Annotated in this window: 17 protein-coding genes; 9 read left to right on the forward strand and 8 right to left on the reverse strand. The window is 60.4% G+C overall.

The window, feature by feature from the left end; genetic code table 11:
* The 5 genes from V8P77_RS05745 to V8P77_RS05765 all read left to right on the forward strand — a co-directional run.
* The coding region (locus V8P77_RS05745; protein WP_507237385.1) for a TOBE domain-containing protein at positions 1 to 490 on the forward strand (490 nt) is incomplete at its 5' end.
* Between the two features lie 15 nt (positions 491 to 505).
* Entirely contained in the window at positions 506 to 2,053 is a 1,548-nt protein-coding gene (locus V8P77_RS05750; RefSeq protein ID WP_335911203.1) for a GMC oxidoreductase, read from the forward strand.
* Position 2,054: 1 nt separating this feature from the next.
* On the forward strand, positions 2,055 to 3,710 hold the full coding sequence (locus V8P77_RS05755; RefSeq protein ID WP_335911204.1) for a GMC family oxidoreductase: 1,656 nt from the start codon (positions 2,055 to 2,057) through the stop codon (positions 3,708 to 3,710).
* 23 nt (positions 3,711 to 3,733) lie between these two features.
* The gene (locus V8P77_RS05760) at positions 3,734 to 4,903 is read left to right on the forward strand and encodes a Gfo/Idh/MocA family protein (protein ID WP_335911205.1); all 1,170 of its coding nucleotides are present in this window, start codon (positions 3,734 to 3,736) and stop codon (positions 4,901 to 4,903) included.
* Between the two features lie 6 nt (positions 4,904 to 4,909).
* Positions 4,910 to 6,994, forward strand: a complete 2,085-nt coding sequence (locus V8P77_RS05765) for an FAD-binding protein (RefSeq protein ID WP_335911206.1) — start codon at positions 4,910 to 4,912, stop codon at positions 6,992 to 6,994.
* 29 nt (positions 6,995 to 7,023) lie between these two features.
* On the opposite strand, the gene V8P77_RS05770 is transcribed toward V8P77_RS05765, so the two are convergent.
* The 5 genes from V8P77_RS05770 to V8P77_RS05790 all read right to left on the reverse strand — a co-directional run bounded on the left by V8P77_RS05770 (position 7,024) and on the right by V8P77_RS05790 (position 9,257).
* Positions 7,024 to 7,206, reverse strand: a complete 183-nt coding sequence (locus V8P77_RS05770; RefSeq protein ID WP_335911207.1) for a hypothetical protein — start codon at positions 7,204 to 7,206, stop codon at positions 7,024 to 7,026.
* Between the two features lie 5 nt (positions 7,207 to 7,211).
* Positions 7,212 to 7,442, reverse strand: a complete 231-nt coding sequence (locus tag V8P77_RS05775) for a hypothetical protein (protein ID WP_335911208.1) — start codon at positions 7,440 to 7,442, stop codon at positions 7,212 to 7,214.
* Between the two features lie 75 nt (positions 7,443 to 7,517).
* On the reverse strand, positions 7,518 to 8,312 hold the full coding sequence (xth, locus tag V8P77_RS05780; protein WP_335911209.1) for an exodeoxyribonuclease III: 795 nt from the start codon (positions 8,310 to 8,312) through the stop codon (positions 7,518 to 7,520).
* 35 nt (positions 8,313 to 8,347) lie between these two features.
* Positions 8,348 to 8,749 carry a GFA family protein gene (locus tag V8P77_RS05785; protein ID WP_335911210.1) on the reverse strand — a complete coding sequence of 134 codons (402 nt, stop codon included), beginning with the start codon at positions 8,747 to 8,749 and terminating at the stop codon, positions 8,348 to 8,350.
* A 10-nt stretch (positions 8,750 to 8,759) separates the two neighbouring features.
* Entirely contained in the window at positions 8,760 to 9,257 is a 498-nt protein-coding gene (locus tag V8P77_RS05790) for a hypothetical protein (RefSeq protein ID WP_335911211.1), read from the reverse strand.
* Positions 9,258 to 9,547: 290 nt separating this feature from the next.
* Between V8P77_RS05790 and V8P77_RS05795 the strand changes: the two genes are divergently transcribed.
* On the forward strand, positions 9,548 to 10,057 hold the full coding sequence (locus V8P77_RS05795; protein ID WP_335911212.1) for a hypothetical protein: 510 nt from the start codon (positions 9,548 to 9,550) through the stop codon (positions 10,055 to 10,057).
* A gap of 27 nt (positions 10,058 to 10,084) precedes the next feature.
* Here the strand turns inward: V8P77_RS05795 and V8P77_RS05800 are convergent, their stop codons facing one another.
* The 3 genes from V8P77_RS05800 to V8P77_RS05810 form a co-directional block, all read right to left on the reverse strand.
* Positions 10,085 to 10,708, reverse strand: coding sequence for a response regulator (locus tag V8P77_RS05800; protein ID WP_335911213.1), 624 nt, complete (start codon positions 10,706 to 10,708; stop codon positions 10,085 to 10,087).
* Between the two features lie 3 nt (positions 10,709 to 10,711).
* The gene (locus tag V8P77_RS05805) at positions 10,712 to 12,100 is read right to left on the reverse strand and encodes a sensor histidine kinase (RefSeq protein ID WP_335911214.1); all 1,389 of its coding nucleotides are present in this window, start codon (positions 12,098 to 12,100) and stop codon (positions 10,712 to 10,714) included.
* Between the two features lie 62 nt (positions 12,101 to 12,162).
* Positions 12,163 to 12,339, reverse strand: coding sequence for a hypothetical protein (locus V8P77_RS05810; protein ID WP_335911215.1), 177 nt, complete (start codon positions 12,337 to 12,339; stop codon positions 12,163 to 12,165).
* A gap of 163 nt (positions 12,340 to 12,502) precedes the next feature.
* On the opposite strand from V8P77_RS05810, the gene V8P77_RS05815 reads away from it, so the two are divergent.
* The 3 genes from V8P77_RS05815 to V8P77_RS05825 all read left to right on the forward strand — a co-directional run bounded on the left by V8P77_RS05815 (position 12,503) and on the right by V8P77_RS05825 (position 17,198).
* Positions 12,503 to 13,351, forward strand: a complete 849-nt coding sequence (locus V8P77_RS05815) for a class I SAM-dependent methyltransferase (protein ID WP_168281616.1) — start codon at positions 12,503 to 12,505, stop codon at positions 13,349 to 13,351.
* 116 nt (positions 13,352 to 13,467) lie between these two features.
* Entirely contained in the window at positions 13,468 to 14,421 is a 954-nt protein-coding gene (locus V8P77_RS05820; RefSeq protein WP_335911216.1) for a FecR family protein, read from the forward strand.
* On the forward strand, positions 14,418 to 17,198 hold the full coding sequence (locus V8P77_RS05825) for an EAL domain-containing protein (RefSeq protein ID WP_335911217.1): 2,781 nt from the start codon (positions 14,418 to 14,420) through the stop codon (positions 17,196 to 17,198). Before V8P77_RS05820 ends, V8P77_RS05825 begins: the two co-directional genes overlap by 4 nt.
* The last annotated feature ends 18 nt before the right edge of the window (positions 17,199 to 17,216 follow it).

Consider the following 17,216-nt stretch of genomic DNA (forward strand, 5'->3'; position numbering starts at 1 on the left):
TGGCGTACTGCAGCAGTTCGGCACGCCGGCCGAGATCTATAACAGCCCTTCCAACATCTTCGTCGCCGACTTCATGGGATCGCCGGCGATGAACCTGCTCAACGCCACCGTCGAGAACGGCGCCGGCGGCCTGGAAGTCTCGCTGGAGCGGCCGAATGCCGCCCCGCTCCGATTGCCTGTCATCTCGGGCAATGACGGCCTGACCGCCTATACCGGCAGGCAGGTGATCTTCGGCATCCGCCCCGAGGCGCTGACCGATCCCGATGGCGCCGACCGCAAGGCGCGCTCGCTGACCGAGGGCGATTGCCTGATCGAGGTGGTCGAACCGGCCGGCTCCGACACCTTCGCCGTCACCAAGCTCGGCGGCAAATCCGTCGTCGCCCGCCTGCGCGCCGATACCGGCATCGCCCCAGGACAAAACACCCGCCTCGCCTTCAATCTCGATAAGGCCGTGTTCTTCGATCCCGAAACACAGGCGCGGATCGCGTGAGGGCCAGGTGCTAACATGAGCGGTTCACCTGACATCGTCATCATCGGTTCAGGCATCGGCGGCGCCACGGTCGCGGCCGGCCTGGCGGTGACCGGCGCGGAGATATTTATCCTCGAAGCCGGCGATCACATTGCCGATCTTCCGGTCAATCGCGACCAGCGCGCCATCTTCCAGCGAGGACATTTCCGACCTAAGGAAATCTGGTACGAGGCGAATGGCAAGGGATTCAATCCCGGCAACTATTACAATGTCGGCGGCAATTCGAAATTCTACGGCGCCGTGCTGTCGCGCTATCGGAAAGAAGATTTCGAAGTCATTGAACATCGGGAAGGCGTGTCGCCGGCCTGGCCGTTTCCGTATGAAGAGCTGGAGCCCTGGTATTCGAAGGCGGAGCTGATGTATCAGGTCCGCGGCAGTCTTGGCAAGGATCCCACCGAACCGCATCACTCGGTTGCCTACGAATTCCCGCCCGTGCCCGACGAGGCGCCGATCGCCGAAGTCAGGGCACGCCTCAAGGCGAAAGGCCTGCATCCTTTTTCGCTGCCGCTCGGCCTGGATCTCGACGCCTGGCTGTCGAAGGCACGCACGCCCTGGGATGCGCATCCAAATTCACGAGACGGCAAGATGGATGCCGAGACGGCAGCGCTCGCGATGGCGCTGAAGCATGAGAATGTGCGGCTCGAGACCAATGCACGCGTGACGAGGCTCGACACGGAAGCGGGGAGCCGGATCGGCCGGGTCACCTATGTCAAGGACGGGCAGACGCTGACCGTCTCGCCGAAGATCGTCATCCTCTCCGCGGGGGCGGTCCAGTCATCCGTGCTTTTGCTGCGTTCGAAAAACGACCGCTTCCCGAGGGGGCTCGCCAACTCTTCCGATCAGGTGGGCCGCAACTTCATGAACCACAACGCCTCCGCCGTCATAGCGGTCTCGCCACGGTTCAGGAATACCGCCGTCTACCAAAAGACCTTCGCCTTCAACGACTTCTATCTCTCCGACGGGGAGGGAGGACCACCCCTCGGCAACGTGCAGCTCCTGGGGCGCATCTCTGAGAAAGTTCTCAAGGGCTCTCTGCCCCAGGCTCCGGAATGGCTGCTACGCTTCATCACAGCCCATGCCATCGATTTCTATGCGATGAGCGAGGACGTTCCCCATCCCGAAAGCCGCGTGATAGTCGATGGCGATCGGATTATTCTCCAATGGCAGCGAACCAACTGGGATGCTCACCTTGCACTTGTCGCCAGGCTGAAGGCTATACTGAAGTCGATCGGGTTTCCGATCGTGCTGGCGAGGCCCTTCGACAAGCGCACACCCTCTCATCAGTGCGGAACGATCCGCATCGGAAGCGACCCCGCGACTGCGCCGCTCGACGCCTATTGCCGGTCTTATGATCACCAAAATCTCTTCGTCGTCGACGCCAGTTTCCTCCCGACATCGGCCGCCGTGAATCCTGCGCTCACTATCGCCGCCCAGGCGCTGAGAGTGGCAGATCACATCGCATCGAAGGATATTGCAGGTATCAGGCGCGCGCTGGCAGACCGAACGGACAAGATAGGACAGTAAGATGAGTTTCGACTATATCATCACCGGCGCCGGGCCTGCGGGATGCGTGCTGGCAAATCGGCTGAGCGAAGATCCCGATGTCAGCGTACTCCTGCTCGAAGCAGGTGGAGGCGACCGGAATCCTCTCTTTCATATGCCCGCTGGCTTCGCCAAGATGACCAAAGGCGTCGCCAGCTGGGGTTGGGAAACCGTTCCCCAGAAGCACATGAATGGCCGCGTGCTTCGTTATACGCAAGCGAAAGTCATTGGTGGCGGCTCGTCGATCAACGCACAGCTCTACACGCGTGGAAACGCTGTGGATTATGACCTCTGGGCTCGTGAAGACGGCTGCGAGGGCTGGGACTATCGTTCGATCCTTCCTTATTTCAAACGTGCGGAAGACAATCAGCGCTTCGCCGACGACTATCACTCCTATGGCGGTCCGCTCGGCGTCTCGATGCCTGCTGCGCCGCTGCCGATCTGCGACGCCTATATTCGCGCAGGGCAGGAGCTCGGCATTCCCTACAATCACGACTTCAACGGACGCCAGCAGGCGGGCGTGGGATTTTACCAGCTCACGCAGCGCAACCGCCGCCGGTCATCGGCATCGCTCGCCTATCTCTCGCCGATCAAGGACCGGAAGAACCTGACGGTCCGGACGGGCGCGCGCGTCGCGCGTATTATCGTGGAGGGAGCCCGTGCGACAGGCGTCGAGATCGTGACCTCGCGCGGCTTGGAGATCGTGCGCGCCGACCGCGAAGTATTGGTTTCCTCCGGCGCCATCGGATCGCCGAAGCTGCTTTTGCAGTCAGGCATAGGACCGGCCGACCATCTCAAGTCGGTGGGCGTCAAGGTGCTTCACGATCTGCCGGGTGTCGGCGGCAACCTCCAGGATCACCTGGATCTTTTCGTCATTGCCGAATGCACGGGCGATCACACCTATGACGGCGTCGCAAAACTCCACCGGACACTTTGGGCCGGGATTCAATATGTCCTGTTCCGCACGGGACCGGTTGCCTCGTCGCTCTTCGAGACGGGCGGCTTCTGGTATGCCGATCCTGAAGCCCGTTCTCCGGATATCCAGTTCCACCTTGGCCTCGGATCGGGCATCGAAGCAGGCGTCGAGCGGCTCAAGAATGCCGGCGTGACCCTTAACTCCGCCTATCTGCATCCGCGCTCGCGGGGGACTGTGCGTCTGTCATCCTCCGAACCGAACGCAGCCCCGTTGATCGACCCCAACTACTGGTCCGATCCCCACGACAGGACGATGTCCCTGGAAGGGCTGAAGCTCGCGCGCGAGATCATGCAGCAGGCGGCGCTGAAGCCCTATGTCATGGCCGAAAGGCTTCCCGGACCGAAGGTCGCGACCGACGATCAGCTTTTCGACTACGGCTGCGCCAACGCAAAGACCGACCATCATCCAGTGGGCACCTGCAAGATGGGGAGAGGGCCTGACGCGGTTGTCGGGCTTGATCTCAAGGTCTATGGCCTGGAAGGCCTCAGGGTCTGCGATTCATCCGTCATGCCGCGCGTGCCGTCATGCAATACCAACGCTCCGACGATCATGGTCGGCGAAAAAGGCTCGGACCTCATTCGGGGCTTGCCGGCACTTGCCCCCACCATCTTCGCCTACGAACGCAACGATGCGAGGCCTCGGGCCCGCGCCGAAATCCGGTAAACCATTCGAGAGGAGAGACGACAATGTCTGAAGTCAGAGTTGCAGTGCTTGGCGCCTCGGGCTGGATGGGAAAGGTCCACACGATGGCCTATCAGACCTTTCCGCATTTCTTCGGCGTGTCGGACGGAACGGCGCGGATCGTGGCGCTTGTCGACGGCAACCCTGACGCAGCGCAGGATATTGGCAACAGGGCGCCGGGAGCCAGGATTTATCAGGATTGGAAGCTGGCGGTCGCCGATCCCGAAGTCGACCTGATCGATATCTGTCTGCCCGACCATCTGCATCATCCGGTGGCCAAGGCGGCCCTCCTGGCGGGCAAACATGTCTATTGCGAGAAGCCATTGGCAAACACCGCCGATGAAGCGCGGGAACTGGCCGAGATCGCGAGAGAGAAGGGTGTCATTACGCGTGTCGGACACGCCTTTCCCCGAAACCCCGTTCATGATCTGGCGAAGGAGATCATAGAAGCCGGTGAAATCGGCGAGATCAAATTGTTCCGCGGCTGCCAGCATGTCGATATGTACGGTGATCCCACAGCCCCTTTCATGTGGCGCGCCGATGGCAAGCTTGCGCCGACCGGGATCGTCGGCGACACCGGTTCGCACATCTTCAGCTTCATGGATTTCCTGGTCGGCCGCGTCAGCTCCTTGATCGCCGACAATCTCATCGTCACGCCGCGCCGGCCCGTCGTCGAGGGCCTTGCCTATGGCGAGCAGGTGAAACTGACGGGCAACGAGGCCTGGGCTGACATTACCAACCCCGATGCGACGAACCTGTTGTGCCGGTTTGCGAACGGCGCCGGCGGGATCGTCGATTTCAGTCGTGTCGCGACCGGCCGCAAGTTCATGCAGACCTACGAGGTTTATGGAACGAAAGGGAGCATCGCCTATACCTATGACGAGATAAACCGGCTGCGTTTTTACTCCAACGACGACCGGACGGGGCGGCGAGGCTTCCGTGAGATCGACGTCGGTCCTGAGAACCCCACCTTCAGGGCCTTCCTTCCCCTGCCGAATTTCGGCATAGGCTACAATGAAAGCAAGATCATCGAGGCGGCCGAGGTGATCCGCTCGATCGTTGCAAACCGACCGATGTGGCCGACATTCGATACCGGCCACCATATCTGCCAGATCGTCGACGCGTGCATGGAGTCCTCCCGGCAAAAGCGCTGGGTCGACATCCCGCTGGGTTGAACGCCGATGACCATAGACGTTCCGCAGGACATTCTTGACGCACTGACCGATGTCGACATGCCGCGGCTCCCAACCGAGCCCGCCCCTTCGGACGTGGTCCGGCTCGCCGGCGTCGAGGCGCCGATCTATCGGGCCGGTTGTGTCGTCGTCGGATCCGGCGCGGCGGGTCTGCGCGCGGCGGTGGAAATGAAGCGGCGCGGCGATGACGTCGTCATCGTCAGCCAAAGCGCATGGGGTGGAACCTCGGCCTGTTCGGGATCGGACAAGCAGACCCTGCACACGGCAAATACGGCGGATCAGGGCGACAATTACAAGGCAATGGCGCGCGCCATCCGCAGCGGCGGCGCCATGGACGAGGACACGGCCTATGTCGAGGCGGTGGGCTCGTCACGGATGATGGCATCGCTCCAGTTCCTGGGCCTGCCGCTGCCTCAGGATCCGCTTGGCGGGACGCTCAGATATCAGACCGACCATGACGAGGTCGGCCGTGCCACCAGCTGCGGACCGCGCACCTCGCGCCTGATGGTCAAGGTGCTGGCCGAGGAGGCGATCCGGCTTGGAGTGCCGTTTTACAACCAGACCACGGCGGTAAAGATCCTCACCGAGGGCGATGGCGCTGAACGCCACGTGGTCGGGATAGTCACCATGCGTGCTACCGACCGTACGGAGGAGAACCCGCTGGGCATCGCGCTGTTCTCAAGTGGCGTGATCGTGCTCGCCGCCGGCGGGCCGGGGGAACTCTATCGCGATAGCGTTTATCCCAACGGCTGCTTCGGCTCTCTCGGATTGGCGCTGGAGGCAGGCGTCGAGCTCGTCAACCTGACCGAAAGCCAGTTTGGTATCGGAACACGCAGGGAAGGGTTCCCGTGGAATCTGTCGGGCACCTATGTCCAGGCGATCCCGCATATCTACTCGCTCGATTCAGACGGCGCCGAACACCATTTCCTGGCAGAATACTATCGCAGCACGCAGGAGTTGGCGTCGAACGTCTTCCGCAAGGGCTATCAATGGCCATTTCACGCCACGCGCATGCTCGACTTCGGCTCAAGCCTGGTCGATCTGGCCATCTCCAGCGAAACCGCCGCAGGGCGGCGCGTCTTCATGGATTTCAACCGCAATCCCCTATCCGTGCCGGGCGACCTGCCGTTCAGTCTGGAAAGACTGGACGAAGACGTCCGCGAATATCTCGGCGAGGCCGGCGCTGACCAGGACATGCCGATTGATCGTTTGAAGCATATGAACCCGCTCGCGATCGAGCTCTACCGCCGCTACAAGATCGATATCGCCGAGGAGCCGCTGGAATTTGCCGTCAACAACCAGCACATGAACGGCGGCATCATGGTCGACACCTGGGGCCGCAGCAGTCTCGGCGGCTGTTACGCTGTCGGAGAAGCAGCGGGCACACATGGCGTGACGAGGCCGGGTGGGGCGGCGCTCAATGCCGGGCAAGTCTTCGGTACACGGGCGGCAGAGCACATCAGCGCCAGCGGCAGGGCAAAGCGATCGGCCGCAGAGGACATAGCCGATATCGCAGAGGCGGGCATCGCCGACCTCCTTGCCGTCCTTCGGACCGAGAGCCCGCTCACCGTCAAATCGATCCGTTCGCAAGTACAGGCGCGAATGAGCGAAAAGGCTGGCATCATCTGCGATCAAGAAAGCGTAGGCAGGGCCTTGATCGAAGCGCGCGAACTGAACGCTGAAATCCATGCGAACGGCATTGCCTTCGGTCGCGCAGCGGAGGCGGTTCGCGGCGTGCAATGGCGGCATATGGCGCTGGCGTCGGAAGCCGTGCTCAGCGCGCTTGATTTCTTCATTCGCAACGGAGGCGGCAGCCGTGGCGCGCGGGCGATATGCGATGGGGAAGGCGAATCCCTCCCGCTGGCGCGCTCAGGACCGTTGCAGGATTATCGCTTCCGGAAAGAACACGAAGCGCATCGCAAAGAGCAGATCGTCGTTCGTCTTGATGGGGATGAAATCAGGCTTTCAACGCGTGCGAACCGCACATTCGATGAAAGCGCCAGATCCTTCTTCGAGCGAGACTGGCCAGCCTGGCTGACAGGTCGCATCTATGATTTTGGCAGGGATGAATAAAGCTCCGCATCACGTACGAGATATTCCGATCAATCAGGATTCGAAACCGGCGGCGGAACCCGTACGCGCTCCGTGTCGTCAGAGCCTTCGGCGATGGCTTCCTCGCTTTTGCGCACGTGCCTCGGCGGGTCCTTTCCTTCGACAGGCTTCGGCGACAGCTGGTCGTCGGCCTGGATCTCGTCGGTGTTCAGGTAATTCTTGCTTTCGTTCATGGGAGTCACTTCCGATTGGAAAATTGCGGGGCAGGGATGCGATCCTTCTGATCGGCGCGGCCTGTTTCAGGGTCGGCGTCGGTGACGCCGTCGCCTGCCTGGCGGCTGCTGCCCATGTTGACGGGTGGCTTGCGCTGGTCGTCGATGTTGGTCTCAGGCAGTTCGTCGTCCTGGGTGTCCTCATTCAGTGACTTCGGTGGAAGTTTTGCGGAATTGGGGATGGTATTCGTAGGCATTGGACAATCTCCTTTACAGGCTAACTCCGGCCGGCATTGCAGGTTCCCTGGTTCCCCTGCGATCGACATCGCGGCTCATAGGTCGGCTCCAGCTTCGGAAAAGTCGAGCTCGATCATGACGGGTGCGTGATCGCTCGTGTGCTCCCAGCTGCGCGGCTTTCTCCGGACTGTCGCTGATCGAAGCAACGGGGCGACTGCCGGACTGAGCAGGAAGTGGTCGATCCGAAGCCCTGCATCACGTTCGAAGCTGTTCCGCCAGTACTTCCAGAAGGTGTAGATGCGCTCTCCCGGATGCAGATGTCTGACGGCGTCGGTCCAGCCCTGGGCAACGAGATGGGCATAGGCCTTGCGCACTTCCGGCCTGAAGAGGGCGTCGTCCAGCCAGCGTTCCGGCTTGTAGACGTCGATCTCCGTCGGCATGACGTTGAAGTCGCCGGCCAGGATCGAAGGCACCTCGAGCTCGAGAAGTTCGGCGGCATACTCCTGCAGACGGCGGAACCAGCGCAGCTTGTAATCGAACTTTGCTCCTGGAAACGGATTGCCGTTGGGAAGATACAGGCATCCGATCAGGATGCCGTCGACGGCAGATTCGATATACCGGCTGTGGGTATCGTCAGGATCGCCGGGAAGACCGCGCCGCGTCAGTATCGGTGTCTTGCCCTTCGCCAGGATGGCCACCCCGTTCCAGGATTTCTGTCCGTGCCAGATGGCGCCATAGCCGGCGCCTTCGATCTCCTTTCGCGGAAACCTGGCATCGTCTGTCTTCAGTTCCTGGAGGCAGACCACATCAGGGACATCCTCCTTGAGCCAGCGCAGCAGGATCTCTAGCCGTCCATTGATGCCGTTGACATTGTAGGTTGCGATTTTCATGAGCCCCCGGAAGCCCGGGCGATGCCGGGCAACATCTAAAAGCGCTCCTGAGTTTCCTCCTCAGGAAGCCCGCGTCCGCAATCGGCCCAATCAACTCGGCTCTCCACACCATAGTGTCCCGCCGGGCTGATCTTCTCCGGGCGGTCGAGCGAGCCGACGGTCACCCGGATCAGTTCGTCGCCGTCGTACTGAAGATAGAGTGGTGTTCCACACTTGCCGCAGAAGCCGCGCGTGGCGATCGGCGAGGATCGGTACGAGGTGGGCGTACCGGCCGTCCAGGCAAGATCGTCGATCCTCGCCTGGACCAGGACCGCGAAAGGGCCCCCGGTCGCCTTCTTGCACATGTCGCAGTGGCAGTACCCCGAATGCGGCGGATCACCGGCGAATTCGTACCGGCAGGATCCGCAAAGACAGCCGCCAGTCCATCGCGCTGCCATGGCTGGCTTCTCAACGCGTCGCGCCGAAGACGAAGGCGATGCCGGCGACGATCGCTGCGGCCGTTAGCGGCTGCCGGCGTATGCGATCCTCGAGCTCATGAACGAATGTGCGTGCTTCCGCCTTTGCCAGGCGAGCCGATCCGGACGCCAGTTCCGATGCGGACTCGGCCACGCGGCTTGCTTCTCTCTGAAGAGATCGCATTCCTTGGCGATCGACACCGGAGGCGGCCGAGGAGCGGGCAGTGTCGCCCGTCGAGTTCAGAGCTTGATCGACAAATGGATATTGCTCGTCCAGCCTGGCGGGATCTGGCTCCCGTTTCACACGCTCAGCCGCCTCGACGTCGCTGCGGCCGGCGGGAATTGCGGTGTGGGTGGCTGACACCGGGTCGGATGCCGGAAAGGTATCTTCGATTGCTTTGTCGAGTTCGCCTTTTCGCGACTGTTTCCGCTGCTCCGCCTGCTCTTTTCGCATGGACTGGACTGCGGGGGATTCATTCGGGTTTGCCATCGAGGTTTCCTCCGTTGCACCTGGACAATCAAAGCGATGACAAGGGCAGAAGTTCCATGACAATGCTTTTATCCTCAAACGGCAACCTGTAGCGGAGATGAGCGAGTACGCGTCGTCCACAATGGCAGCACTTGGCCTTTTCCGGCGATGAGCGTCAAGCTAGGCTCGACCAAAGTCTTGCGCCCCCTACTACCTAGGTCGGTTGCATTCTTTGCGCAGAACAGCGAGAAATCTCATACGTTCATACATTGCATGGGAAACGGCGAAGAACGGACGAATGAGGCTATGGCATGACTATCCGGAAACGCGATTTTCTGAGATTGGGCGGCAGCGCGGCCGTCGCCCTTGTCGCTGCCATGTCACCTGTCACTTTCAATTTGAACGGTTCCCTTCCTGGTCTGGCGGTGGACTTTGCGCAGGCAAAGGACGGCAACAACGGGAATGGCAACGGTAATGGTGGAGGGAATGGCAACGGTGGCGGCAATGGCAACGGGGGAGGGAATGGCAACGGTGGCGGCAACGGCAACGGCGGTTCCGGGAACAGCAACGGTGGGAATTCATCCGGTGGGAATTCCTCTAGTGGTGGAGGATCCTCTTCCTCTACCACAGGGTCGTCGGTAGGATCGGGAACGAAAGCGACAGCAGCGTCCGATGGCTCGATCGACGTCCGTCATTCAAATGGTATCACTGAAGTCCTGCAGCGCGGTCGCTATATTATGAAGGACTCGAAGGGCCGGACGATCATCAGTCGACAAGCAACCGCAAACGATGCCCGCCGGCTGAGCCGCTTTCTTCGCTGACGCATGATAGGCAGGTGATAATTCGTCTCAGCGCCGTTCGCGCCACTGTAGAGCCGCTTCGGTCCGGTTTGAGGCGCCGAGCTTGCTCAGGATTTGGGTCATGTGGTGCTTCACAGTCTTTTCCTGCAGGTTGAGACGCAAGCCGATATGCTTGTTTGACAGGCCCTGTGCGACAAGATCCATCACTTCGCGTTCCCGTGGCGTCAGGCTGCTTTTGTCGGAGGTTCCGCCATTCAAGGAATTTTCCATGACCTTCGCCGACATGGTCGCCGAGATATATCGTGAGCCACGCAAAACGGTTTGGATTGCTTCGGCGAGACCACGCGAACCAACACCTTTCAGAACATAACCCATCGCGCCCCGTTGCAGAGCTCCGAGCAATGTGTCCACTTCCTCCGATACCGTCAACATCAGCACTTTCGTCGTGGGGCTCCGCGCCAGGACATCACTGATCGCCGATAGTCCGCCGCCGGGCATCGAGACATCGAGGAGCATGATGTCGGGGTGGTTGTCCGAAGCGATCATCGCCGCGTCATCGCTGCTGGCCCCTTCGCCAACGACGACAAAGCCGCTGATCTCGGAAAGGCTACGCGTTACACCCTCGCGAAAAAGCGGATGATCGTCCACGACGCCGATGGTGATTGCTGTCATCCCTTACTCTCCCACTTCCATCGGCTCGAAGATCATGGTCACGGTCGTTCCTCCTTCGCCTGTCTTGATATCGAAAGATCCTCCCAGGCTGTCGATGCGCTCCCGCAACCCCACGAGGCCGAGGCTCGTTGGCCTCACCTCGGTCGGATCGAAGCCGTCGCCATGATCGCTGACCTCGATACGAACATGGCCGTCGCGCGAGACAGCCTTTACGGCCTGCTGAACGCCGCCGCCGTGGCGATAGGCGTTATTCAACGCTTCCTGAATGAAGCGATAGATACAGATCTTCACGGCGGGGGGAAGTTCCGGTCCATCCTCGTTGACAACAGTTTCGACATGGCTTTCGGTCTTGTGTTGATGCGCTTCGACGACCCGCGTGACGATCTCGGTGATTGAGGATTTTTCGATCTGCGGAAGCACCAGTCCGCTGCAGATATTGCGGATCTCCGTCATCGCTTCGGCAAGGCTCGAGCGTATCCAGGTAAGTTCCTTCTCACGCGCTTCGGGCTGAGTGGACGCATTGATCAACAGGTCGCTGTCCAGGCGCAATGAGGCATAGGCGATGTGCTGGGCCGGACCATCATGCAGATCGGCACCGATGCTGCGCAAATAAGTTTCGTTCAGCGCTGCCGCACGCTGGGAGGCGCGCTGCAGGCGCCGCTGAAGTCCGCGGTTTTCCGCCAGCAGCGCAGACAGTTCGGTGACCCGTTCTTTGAGATCCTTGCGCTGCGCTTCGATCGTGCGGCTACCCCGGAACACCAGAACGGACAGAACGAGGAAAAAGGTCGCCGTGAGGGCGGCGACGGCGGCCCAGCTCCGAAGCCTGGCATGCGCCAGACTATCGCCAAGTCCTTCTGCTGTCTCGTAGAACTCAAGGACGGCGACCGCCTGTCCGGACCACGGCTGAAGCACCGGGTTATAGATCTCCATCAGCGGCTTGCCGAGCGCGCGCTCCTTGTCGCTTTCCGGATCGCTGGCGATTTCGTAGCGCGCGACGAGGGACCCTGCGAATGCCCTCTGCAGCTTGTCGCTGACCGCAAACCTCCTGCCCACCAGCTCCTTCTCGTTCGAATAGAGGATGGTGCCGTCGCTTCGCCACAGCTTGAACGAAACGAGGCGCCTGCCGAGTGCACCCTGACCGAGTGTTTCGTCCAGAGCCTGGGCACTCGCTTCATCAAGCAGCGACTCTGTTTGCATATCGGGAAGGAGCGGTGCGATCACGCTGTCCACATAAAGCGCCGTTGCCGCTCCCGAATTGTGGATGACGGTTTCCTCGATGAGGTGGCTCACGAAAAGGCCCACCACCAGCATTGCGGCGATCGATATGAGTCCACCCGCAATGAAGAACTGGGAGGCGAGTGAGCGGGCATTCCAGCGGCGAAGCCAATTCATGTTGATACCGATAATAGACTTGCCGATGAACCTACCGCGTCTTCAGAGTTTTCCAAACAGCGTCAGGGCAAATTCCTGGTATCGAAGACCTCGGCGCCTCTTATGCTCTGGGTCAACCCCACGGTATCGCCGGACATGGCTGCGCCGAAGACGTAGAGAAGGGCGGCCAGAGCGATAACAAGTGCGAAGACGGACGCGTTACAGGCGTCATTCACTCGGGATCTATGACTCTGATTCATGTTCGGATCTCCTTCGCTATCGTTCGAAACGGCGCGAGTCCGACGCGCGTTCCACTCCAGGGACTTCGGTCCGACAGGGCTGGGACCAAGGTCTGACGCCAATAGACATCAACGGATTCAGTCATATTTCACGATCGACAGACCAAGGTTTGGAGGCTTGTACGTGACGATTTCCATAGATATCGAAAGCAACGCCTATGAAGCATCTGCCTCTTCTCTCGCGCCGTTCGAGGAAGGCGTTGCCAACCTTTACGACACCCTTCTCGTCCCGATCCTCTTCGAACCCTATGCGTCGGAGCTGGCGATCGTCGCCGAACGGCTGAAACCGGGCAGCGTTCTCGAGGTTGCTGCGGGGACCGGCGCTTTGACACGCGCTTTGCGGGCGACACTCGATCATGCAACGGAACTCGTTGCCACCGACCTCAGCCAGCCGATGATCGACGTCGGCGCACCATCGTTGACGATGTCGCGGACACACTGGATGCACGCCGACGCGCAAAATCTCCCCTTCGCGCCCTCGATGTTCGATCTCGTCGTCTGCCAGTTCGGGGTGATGTTCTTTCCGGATAAGCTGAAGGCCTATGGCGAAGCTGCAAGAGTGTTGCGGAGCGGCGGTCGTTTCCTGTTTGCGACCTGGGATTCGCTTTCTGCTAACGACTTCGCGAGATATGTGGACGAATGCTTGGCAGGCCTCTTTCGGTCCGACCCGCCGGACTTTCTAAGTCGCCTGCCATATTCCTATTTCGACCCTCATACGATCAAGACACAGATGTCTTCGGCTGGATTTGATTCGGTTTCCTGCGAGCGGATCGAGTTGACCTCCGTCGCGGCCGCGCACGACGTCGCTGCAGCCTTCTGTCAAGGCTCTCCGCTCAGGGGAGAGATCGAAAAGCGGGCACCGGGGCGCATTTTAGAAATCGTCGATGAAGTGGCCGAGCAACTGGAATCGCGCCACGGAGTGCGTCCGTGCGGCGGCATGAGTGCGTTGGTCGTTGTCGGCCGTGTTTCATAACGCCTGTCGCCGTATACCTGCATTCCAATCAAGCGATTCCTACAATCATCGTCTCGATTTATAATCATTCTTAATTGGAAGGTGCTTCACTCGGCTAAAGGTCGGGGATAGCATCTATGGTGACAATATTTCGAATTCTGGTCGCAGCATTGTTGTTGCTGTTGACCGCCGCGTTCGCGGCAGCAGACGACTGGAGGGTCGTCAAGGCGACGGAGCAGGTGAAATATACCGTCGACAGAACGAACTGGCTGGACCTGCGCGCCGGCGACGTGGTCCCTAACCGGGCATGGGTTTCGACTGGTCCGCGCGGGCGGGTTCAGCTTGCCAGGGGTGTCGAATGCATCACTTTCCAGCCGAACACGCTTGCCTCTATCACCAGCTATGGAGGGTTCCTTTCGCCGCAGACGCAGATCGTCCAGCAGGTCGGCTCGCTGGACCTTGAGATCGAGAAACGAAGCCAGCCGCATACGACGGTGCAGACGCCCTATCTCGCGGCCGTCGTGAAAGGAACGATCTTCCACGTGACGGTCGATAGGACGAAGGCATCCGTCTCCGTGGATCGCGGCCTGGTCCAGGTCACGTCCTTCGCAAGCGGCCAGCAATCCAATGTTGGGCCGCGCCAGAGCGCAGCTGTCGACAGCAAGACCGGCATGACGGTAAGGGGCCAGCTATCCAAGCCCGAAATCATCTCTGTTGCACCGTCGGTCTCCAAGGTTCCTGCCATCGGCACCACGAAACTTGCGGGCGCAATCGAAGCGTCGGAGACCAAGAACAAGTCTTCGACCGCGAACGAGGATACCAGTGCCAGCGCCATCAGCGATGGTAGCAGCGGGAACGGCAAGAGCAATGGAAGCAGCAGCGGAAACGGCAACAGCGGGAGCAATGGTAACGGCAATTCCGGCGGAAACGGCAATGGTAACAGTGGGAAGAGCGATAACAACAGCGGGGGCAACGGTAACGGCAATTCCGGAGGAAATGGCGGCAACGGTAACAGCGGCAAGGGCGACAACAATAGCGGCGGCAATGGTAACGGCAATTCCGGCGGAAACGGCAAAGGCAAGGACAAGTGAGAGGAAGAACCAAGGCGGCTGGAGACTATTTCTCCGGTAGCGTCAGCACCATCACGGTTCGTATTCTGCTGATCGCCGCGATGCTGGCGCTGCCGCTCTCCGCTGCCAATGTCGGCATCTTTCAAGGATTCAACAACAGCCTTTTTGCCAAGCGCTTCGAATGGGCTCCTCGCCAAGCCACCGGCAACGTCGTCTTCGTTGCAATCGACAAGCATTCTCTCGACGCCGTTGGGACTTGGCCCTGGTCCCGGAGCATTTATGCGGCCCTGCTCGACAAGCTGATCGCGTCAGGCGCCAGGGACATCTTCCTCGACGTCGATTTCAGTGCGTCCTCGAACAAGCACGAGGACGACCGTCTGGCGGCCGCGCTTGAGAGAGCCGGAGGAGGCGTGCTTTTGCCGGTGTTCCGGCAGCAGGAGACCGCGTCATCGTCTGAGACCGCGGTGACGAGGCCGATCCCGGAGTTTCTTCAGAATGCCTGGCCCGCATTCGCCAATGTCGCGATGGATGCGGATGGGATCGTCCGCCGTTTCGATTTGGGAAACCAGCTTGACGGGAATCCCACTCAGTCCGCTGCATCGGCCCTTGGCAGGATCGGCAGCAGTTCCGGTTCCTTGCTGGTCGACTTCTCGATAAGGCTCGACACCGTCCCGACATTCTCCTTGTTCGAGGTGTTGAATGGCAGCATACCGGCCGCGGCGGTAAGAGACCGCTCGATTGTCGTGGGAGCATCTGCGACCGAGCTGAAAGACATTTTCGCCGTTCCCGTATACGGAGCCATTGCCGGCCCGCTCATTCACGTGCTTGCCGCGGAAACGCTGCTCCAGAACCGCTTCCTGAGAATGCTCGATCAGGCACCGCTGGAGCTCCTGTTTGCGGTCTTGCTTATTGTCGGTGTGATCAGCGGGCGCTCGACCGGAATTATCACGATGGCGGCAGCAGGGCTGACCATGGTCATCGTCGGCGAAATCGGCGCATTCCTGCTACAGTCGCGGTACGGCTTTCTCGTCGGGACAGCAGTGCCGTGGTCGATGCTCCTGCTCGCGTGGATGTTGGCGCTGAACGAACGCGTCGACCTCGGCCGAATGCTTGTTGCCATTGCCAACACGGAAGCTCGAAACACCAGACGCCTCATGAGACGGATTATTGCCGACAGTTCGGACGGCGTCGTTGCATTCGACGGCGATCTGAGGATCGTCGAGGTGAGCGAATCCGCAAAAGCCCTGTTGCGAGCCGATATCGGCGCCTCACTTCTCGATGGCGCCGACACCGCCATCATCGGCATGTTGCAGAGGCTGGTTTCAGAGCACGATGCTGAACCAGGCAAAATACACACCGCGCTCGCCGACTTCACCGGCAACAGTGGTTTGCAGGCCGTCCATTACGAGGCGTCCATCACGATTTCGCCAACCGAACAGACGGATGCACGCGCCACGGCGGCGCGGTCGCGGTTCGCCGGCTGCCTGATCATACGAGACGTCACCGCGCGACGTGAATATGAACAACGATTGAAGACGCTGTCCGAGTTGGACGAACTCACCGGACTGCTCAATCGTCGGGAATTCGCGTCTCGATTGGCCGCCCTTGAAGGCGATGTCCTCGTCGCAGTGGTGGATATCGAGCGTTTCTCGTCGCTTTGCGCCACTCTTGGTCGCGACGCTGGGGACGAGCTTTTGAAAGCCGTGGCGACAAGGCTGGGGAATGCGTTCGCCGACGATTTGCTGGCAAGATTGGACGGCGACCATTTCGGCATCGCCACCTTCGCGACCGGTGAACGTCAGATCGACGATTTGGCCGATGGTCTTTTGCGGCTGTTCGAGGAGCCCATATTGCTCCGCGGCGCGGTTGTTCCGGTCTCGGTCCGCCTCGGAATAGCTCGCTCGGGCGACGCGGCCCCCGGCGCTCTTCCGACTGCCGCTGAATCTGCGCTGGATGCCTCGAAGGCCGCCCCGGGGCGACGATGGTCCCCTTTCGACCCGTCTACCGCTGTTCGCCAGGCGCGGTCGCGCCGGTTGGAGCGGGACATGCGCGATGCTCTCCAGAACCGGCAGTTCTTCCTGCTGTTCCAGCCGCAGATCGAATTCAGGAGCGGGCGCCTTGTCGGCGCCGAGGCCTTGATCCGATGGAGCCATCCGGAGTTCGGATTGATATCTCCGGCCGAGTTCATCCCGATTGCTGAATCCTCTGGCCTGATCTGCGATATCGGCCGCTGGACGCTGTTTGAAGCCTGCACCGAGGCGGCCGCTTGGCCTAGCGAGCTCAGCATCGCAGTCAACGTATCGGCACTTCAGTTCGAGCGGTCCGACATCGAGGCCGACGTGAGGGACGCGTTGTCTCGCAGTGGGCTTCCTTCTTCCCGCTTATGTCTCGAATTGACGGAATCCACTTTCCTCGATCAAGGTGGACCCTCGATCGCGAAGATGCGTGCGCTTCGCGAAACAGGAGTCGTCATTGCCCTGGACGACTTCGGAACCGGCTATTCGTCGATGAGCTATCTTGCCGATCTTCCTCTCGACAAGCTCAAGATCGATCAGTCCTTCGTCAGGCGAATGAACGGCAATCCAAGCATATTCGAAATAGTGCGGGCGATCATCTCTTTGGCGCACGGCTTGAAACTGCAGGTAGTCGCCGAAGGCGTCGAAGAGGAGCCGGAAGCCGAAGCACTGCAACGGCTCGGATGCGAGATGGGGCAGGGTTATTTCTTCGGCAGGCCCGACGCCTCCGTTCGCATGCTTTCCAAATGGAGCGTCCAGAAGTTTCTGTCCGCAGAGGTCTGACGGCTCGCCGAACCTCAG

This window comes from Rhizobium aouanii (assembly GCF_037002925.1).
GTDB classification, from domain to species: domain Bacteria; phylum Pseudomonadota; class Alphaproteobacteria; order Rhizobiales; family Rhizobiaceae; genus Rhizobium; species Rhizobium aouanii.

Coding starts and splice junctions, on each gene's coding strand:
- V8P77_RS05750 (WP_335911203.1), top strand. CDS start 506: ATGAGCGGTTCACCTGACATCGTCATCATCGGTTCAGGCATCGGCGGC.
- V8P77_RS05755 (WP_335911204.1), top strand. CDS start 2,055: ATGAGTTTCGACTATATCATCACCGGCGCCGGGCCTGCGGGATGCGTG.
- V8P77_RS05760 (WP_335911205.1), top strand. CDS start 3,734: ATGTCTGAAGTCAGAGTTGCAGTGCTTGGCGCCTCGGGCTGGATGGGA.
- V8P77_RS05765 (WP_335911206.1), top strand. CDS start 4,910: ATGACCATAGACGTTCCGCAGGACATTCTTGACGCACTGACCGATGTC.
- V8P77_RS05770 (WP_335911207.1), bottom strand. CDS start 7,206: ATGAACGAAAGCAAGAATTACCTGAACACCGACGAGATCCAGGCCGAC.
- V8P77_RS05775 (WP_335911208.1), bottom strand. CDS start 7,442: ATGCCTACGAATACCATCCCCAATTCCGCAAAACTTCCACCGAAGTCA.
- xth (WP_335911209.1), bottom strand. CDS start 8,312: ATGAAAATCGCAACCTACAATGTCAACGGCATCAATGGACGGCTAGAG.
- V8P77_RS05785 (WP_335911210.1), bottom strand. CDS start 8,749: ATGGCAGCGCGATGGACTGGCGGCTGTCTTTGCGGATCCTGCCGGTAC.
- V8P77_RS05790 (WP_335911211.1), bottom strand. CDS start 9,257: ATGGCAAACCCGAATGAATCCCCCGCAGTCCAGTCCATGCGAAAAGAG.
- V8P77_RS05795 (WP_335911212.1), top strand. CDS start 9,548: ATGACTATCCGGAAACGCGATTTTCTGAGATTGGGCGGCAGCGCGGCC.
- V8P77_RS05800 (WP_335911213.1), bottom strand. CDS start 10,708: ATGACAGCAATCACCATCGGCGTCGTGGACGATCATCCGCTTTTTCGC.
- V8P77_RS05805 (WP_335911214.1), bottom strand. CDS start 12,100: ATGAATTGGCTTCGCCGCTGGAATGCCCGCTCACTCGCCTCCCAGTTC.
- V8P77_RS05810 (WP_335911215.1), bottom strand. CDS start 12,339: ATGAATCAGAGTCATAGATCCCGAGTGAATGACGCCTGTAACGCGTCC.
- V8P77_RS05820 (WP_335911216.1), top strand. CDS start 13,468: ATGGTGACAATATTTCGAATTCTGGTCGCAGCATTGTTGTTGCTGTTG.